Raw genomic sequence first — 4,314 nt, 5'->3', positions numbered from 1 at the left:
GAACCAATACAGTACGAAGAGCGGACCGGCCACCACGGTGTTCTGCCAGAAGACCCAGTGCCATGTGGCGTGCTCCAGGTACCACCCCTCCAGCGACGACGCCACGTTCAGTCCGAGGATGATGTTCATGGCATATGCCGCAAGGCCCCAGGGCCACAGCGAGCGCGGCAGGCTGACCAGGATGAAGGCCGCGGTCAGAGGGATGAACGTGCCGGAGCCCAGGCCTGCCAGCACCTGCAGCAACAGGAACGTGCGCAGGTCGGGAGCCAGGGGCAGCAGGAGCTCGGCCAGGCCATACACCACGCAACCGGTGAGGAGCACCCGGCGCGGGGTGAAGGCACGACCAAGGAAGATCGCCAGCGGTCCGATCATCATCTGGGCCGCGGAGAACGCCGTCGGGATCCAGGCCCCTTCGTCGAAGCCGGCGCCGATCGCGCCGCGCACGTCGGCAAGGCCGATGGAGGTCAGCCGGGACGTGAGCGTCGTGGCCACGGCACCTACCAGCACCGCGACGATACCGAGCCAGGGCAGGGGAGCCGGAGGTGCCGCTGGCGCTGCGACGGCCTGGGCGGTGGCATTCATTGTGCCGCTCCGGCCGATGCCACGGGCTGCCGCGGCACCGCGTCGCCTTCGTGCCAGCCGCCGCCGAGGGCCTTGATCAATGCGACGGCGGCGAGCAGGCGCTGCTGGTCGTTCTGGATGGCCGCGCGCCGGCTGGCCAGCGCCTGCCGTTCGGAGTCGACCACTTCGAAGTATCCCGCCAGCCCACGGTCGTAGCGCGAACGCGAGACCTGCGCCGCCGACGTGGCCGCTTCCACGGTCGCGGCCAGTGCCTCGCCGCGCTCGCGAAGCCAGCGCGAGTCGGTAAGGGCGTCCTGCACTTCGCGAAAGGCGACGATGCCGCCCTGGCGCCAGTTCGCCAGGGCACCGCGATACGCCGCTTCGGCCGCCTGGAGGTTCGCCCGGTTGCGGCCGCCGTCGAAGATCGGCAAGTGGACGGCCGGACCGATCGACCACGCGCGGCTGTCGTCGCTGGTGAGGTCGCCCAGGCGATCGCTGGCGATACCGCCTGCCGCGGTCAGTCGTACCTGCGGGAAGAACGCGGCTCGCGCCACGCCGATGCGGGCGCTGGATGCGGCGAGGGCCCGCTCGTCCGCGGCCACATCGGGACGCCGCTCGAGCAAGGCGGACGGCAGACCGGCAGGCACCTCCGGCAACACAGGCTCCCAGTCACGGGCGGCGAGCGTGAAGTCGGGCGCGTTGCGTCCCTCTAGCGCTGCGAGCGCGTGCTCGAGGTTGTCGCGGCGTCGGCGGGCGTCGGCAAGGTCGGCACGCGTCTGGGTCAGGTCGGCGCGGGCGCGCAGCACGTCCAGGTCGCCGACCACGCCCGCATGGGCACGCCGCTCCGCCAGGCGAAGCGCGTCTTCGCGCAGGCTTACCGTGCGCACCAGCACATCGATGTCGCGATCGCCGTTGCGCAACGAGAAATACGTGGACGCCGTGGTAGCTGCGAGGCTGAGGCGGAGGGCGGCAACGGCATCCGCGCTGCCCTCCACGTCGGCGCCAGCTGCTTCGACGCTTCGTCGCACGCGTCCCCACAGGTCCACCTCGTAGGCGACGTCGACGGGCACGCGCCACAGCGTCGTTTCCAGTTCGGGAAGGCGGTTCTGCACGGTGCCCGATGTGCGTGCACGCGCATAGGCCGGATCCAACGAGACATCCGGAAATTCATCGGCACGCGCGACGCCGAGCAGGGCACGCACACGGTCGTGGCGGGCCAGCGCGGCGGCGAGATCCTGGTTGGCGGTGAGCGTCGCCTCGACGTGGCGATCCAGTTCCTCGTCGCCGAACAGGGCCCACCAGCGGTCGGGTAGCGGCGCGCTGGAAGCGGTCGCCTCGCGCCATGCCGCGGGCGCCGTGGCTTCGGGCCGCCGGTAGTCGGGCCCGACGACGCAACCCGCCAGTGCGGCAACGAGGAAGCATGGCAGGACGGTGCGCATCGTCACGGCGCGCCGTTTCCGCCGGCGCGGATCTTTACGACCGTCGACAGGCCCGGCGCCAGGCGCTCGCGGTAGCGTCTCAGGTCGTCCGCGGAGAAGAGGATCTTCACGGGCACGCGCTGGACCACCTTGGTGAAATTGCCCGTGGCGTTGTCGGGCGGAAGCAGGGCGAACTGCGAACCGGACGCCGGAGAAATGCTGTCCACGCGGCCGACGAAGCGCGCATCGGGCAGGGCATCCACGGTCATGTGGGCGACGGTGCCACGGCGTATGCCAGCCAGCTGCGTTTCCTTGAAATTGGCCACGACCCACACTTCGTCCGAGACGATCGAGAGGAGGGTCTGCCCGGCGGTGACGCGCGCGCCCACTTCCACCGTGCGCCGGCCGACGTATCCGCTTACCGGTGCGACGACCTTGGTATAGCCGTACGCGAGCTGCGCATCGTGCAGCGCCGCTTCTCCGGTCGCCACCTGCGCCTGTGCCGACTCCCGCGCGGCAACCGCCGCGACCTTGCGGGCAACGGCGCTCGCACGATTGGCCACGGCGGAATCGGCCGCGGCCTTCGCCGCGTCGTACTCCTGCCGGGAGATGCCGCGCGGCGTCTCGTTCACCAGTTCTCCGGCGCGGCGCAGGTCGAGCGTGGTCTTTCTCTCCGAGGCTTCGGCGGCCGCGATCGCCGCGGTGGCCTCGGCCACCTGCGCCTCGGCGCTGGCGACCTGGCCCTTCGCCCGCGCGATCTCCGCACGGGCCTGCTCCACCCGCACGTCGAAGTCGCGGGTGTCGAGTTCCAGCAGCACTTCGCCGGCGCGCACGTGCTGGTTGTCGTCCACATGCAGGGTCAGCACGGTGCCCGTCACCCGGGGCGCGACGGGGTGGATGCGCCCGGTCACATAGGCATCGGTGGTGGTCTCGGTGCGGTCCAGCCAGAAGAAAAGCAGCACCGCCAGCGTGCCGAGCACGAGCATCCCCCCGATGATGCGCAACGCGTGTTTCATGCAGCCTTCCCTCCCGACAGCCCAACACGCTGCCATCGCCGGGCGCAGTTAGCTTGGCGATTCCTGTGTCGCCGCACGGCGGTTTTGTCGTTGACCGGCCGCTATATACCTTCCTATATTGCGAGCCTTCCGCCCTCGGGAACCGCCCATGCGCTCCGGCCCGCTCATCGCGCTGTTCCTGCTGGCGGTTTCACCGCTCGCCGGTGCCGCCGATCTCGTCGTTTCGGCCGCCGCCAGCCTCACCGACGCCTTCCGCGCCACCGCCAAGGCTTACGAAGCCAGCCACTCCGGCACGCACGTCGTCCTGAACTTCGCGGCATCGGACGTCCTGATGCGCCAGATCGCCAACGGCGCGCCGGCCGACGTGTTCGCCTCGGCGGACCAGGCGGCGATGGACAAGGCCGTGGCCGCGAAGGCCGTCGAATCGGCATCGCGCGTGGATTTCGCCCGCAACCGACTGGTGTTGGTCGTGCCGAAGGCACCACGCGTCGCCATTTCGTCACCGGCGTCCCTGGCGGACAAGGGCGTGCAGCGGGTGGCCTACGGCGACCCCGCCTCGGTGCCGGCAGGCCGCTACGCGAAGGCCGCGCTGGAAGCGTCGGACCTGTGGACGACGGTGTCGGCCAAGGGCGTGCTGGCGCAGAACGTCCGCCAGGCGCTGGACTATGTGGCGCGTGGCGAAGTGGATGCCGGGATCGTCTTTGCCACGGACGCGGCCATGATGCGCGACCGGGTGGACGTGGTCGCCACGCTTCCCACGCCCGTGCCGGTCACCTATCCCATCGCCGTCGTCGCCGGGTCGAAGCAGGCTCCGGAAGCCGCATCCTTCATCGCCTTCGTCCAGTCGCAGGAAGGCAGGCGGACCCTGGCCCGCTACGGGTTCGAGGCTCCCTGACGGGCATGGACTCCCTCTGGATCCCGTTGGCGCTCACGCTCAAGGTCGCGTTGTGGGCGACCGCGATCAACCTCGTGCTCGGCGTCGCGGTGGCCTTCGGCCTGTCGCGCTGGCGCTCGCACATGCGCGAAGTGGTCGATTCGATACTTACCCTCCCGCTGGTGCTGCCGCCGACCGTGCTGGGCTATTACCTGCTGGTGCTGCTGGGCCGGCGCGGCACCTTCGGTGCCTGGCTCGACCGGCTGGGTATCGAGCTCGTCTTCACTTGGCAGGGTGCGGTCATCGCGTCGACGCTGGTGGCCTTTCCGCTCGTGCAGAAAGCCGCGCGCGCCGCGTTCGAAGCGGTAGACCCGCAACTGGAAGACGCGGCCCGTGTGCTCGGGCTCGGTACCGCCGCCACTTTCTTCCGCGTGTCCTTGCCGCT

General features: G+C 70.2%; 5 protein-coding genes. 2 read left to right on the top strand and 3 right to left on the bottom strand.

Features of this window, described 5'->3' with window-relative positions; translation table 11 throughout:
• The 3 genes from ACPYOD_RS18960 to ACPYOD_RS18950 all read right to left on the bottom strand — a co-directional run.
• On the bottom strand, window positions 1-582 hold a 582-nt coding region (locus tag ACPYOD_RS18960; protein WP_481303242.1), incomplete at its 3' end, for an MFS transporter.
• Entirely contained in the window at window positions 579-2,000 is a 1,422-nt protein-coding gene (locus ACPYOD_RS18955) for an efflux transporter outer membrane subunit (RefSeq protein WP_481303243.1), read from the bottom strand. The genes ACPYOD_RS18960 and ACPYOD_RS18955, both read right to left, overlap by 4 nt.
• A gap of 2 nt (window positions 2,001-2,002) precedes the next feature.
• On the bottom strand, window positions 2,003-2,995 hold the full coding sequence (locus ACPYOD_RS18950) for an HlyD family secretion protein (RefSeq protein WP_481303241.1): 993 nt from the start codon (window positions 2,993-2,995) through the stop codon (window positions 2,003-2,005).
• Between the two features lie 148 nt (window positions 2,996-3,143).
• Between ACPYOD_RS18950 and modA the strand changes: the two genes are divergently transcribed.
• Window positions 3,144-3,890, top strand: coding sequence for a molybdate ABC transporter substrate-binding protein (gene modA, locus ACPYOD_RS18945; RefSeq protein ID WP_481303240.1), 747 nt, complete (start codon window positions 3,144-3,146; stop codon window positions 3,888-3,890).
• 5 nt (window positions 3,891-3,895) lie between these two features.
• Window positions 3,896-4,314: molybdate ABC transporter permease subunit (locus tag ACPYOD_RS18940; protein ID WP_481303239.1), on the top strand; the 419-nt coding region annotated here is incomplete at its 3' end.

The sequence above is a fragment of the Luteibacter sp. HAY1-4A genome (assembly GCF_056755355.1).
This window is presented reverse-complemented; position numbering and strand designations above follow the sequence as displayed.

What these genes read in the sequence shown, in the direction of transcription:
- modA (WP_481303240.1), top strand. Translation starts at nt 3,144, where the DNA reads ATGCGCTCCGGCCCGCTCATCGCGCTGTTCCTGCTGGCGGTTTCACCG.
- ACPYOD_RS18955 (WP_481303243.1), bottom strand. Translation starts at nt 2,000, where the DNA reads ATGCGCACCGTCCTGCCATGCTTCCTCGTTGCCGCACTGGCGGGTTGC.
- ACPYOD_RS18950 (WP_481303241.1), bottom strand. Translation starts at nt 2,995, where the DNA reads ATGAAACACGCGTTGCGCATCATCGGGGGGATGCTCGTGCTCGGCACG.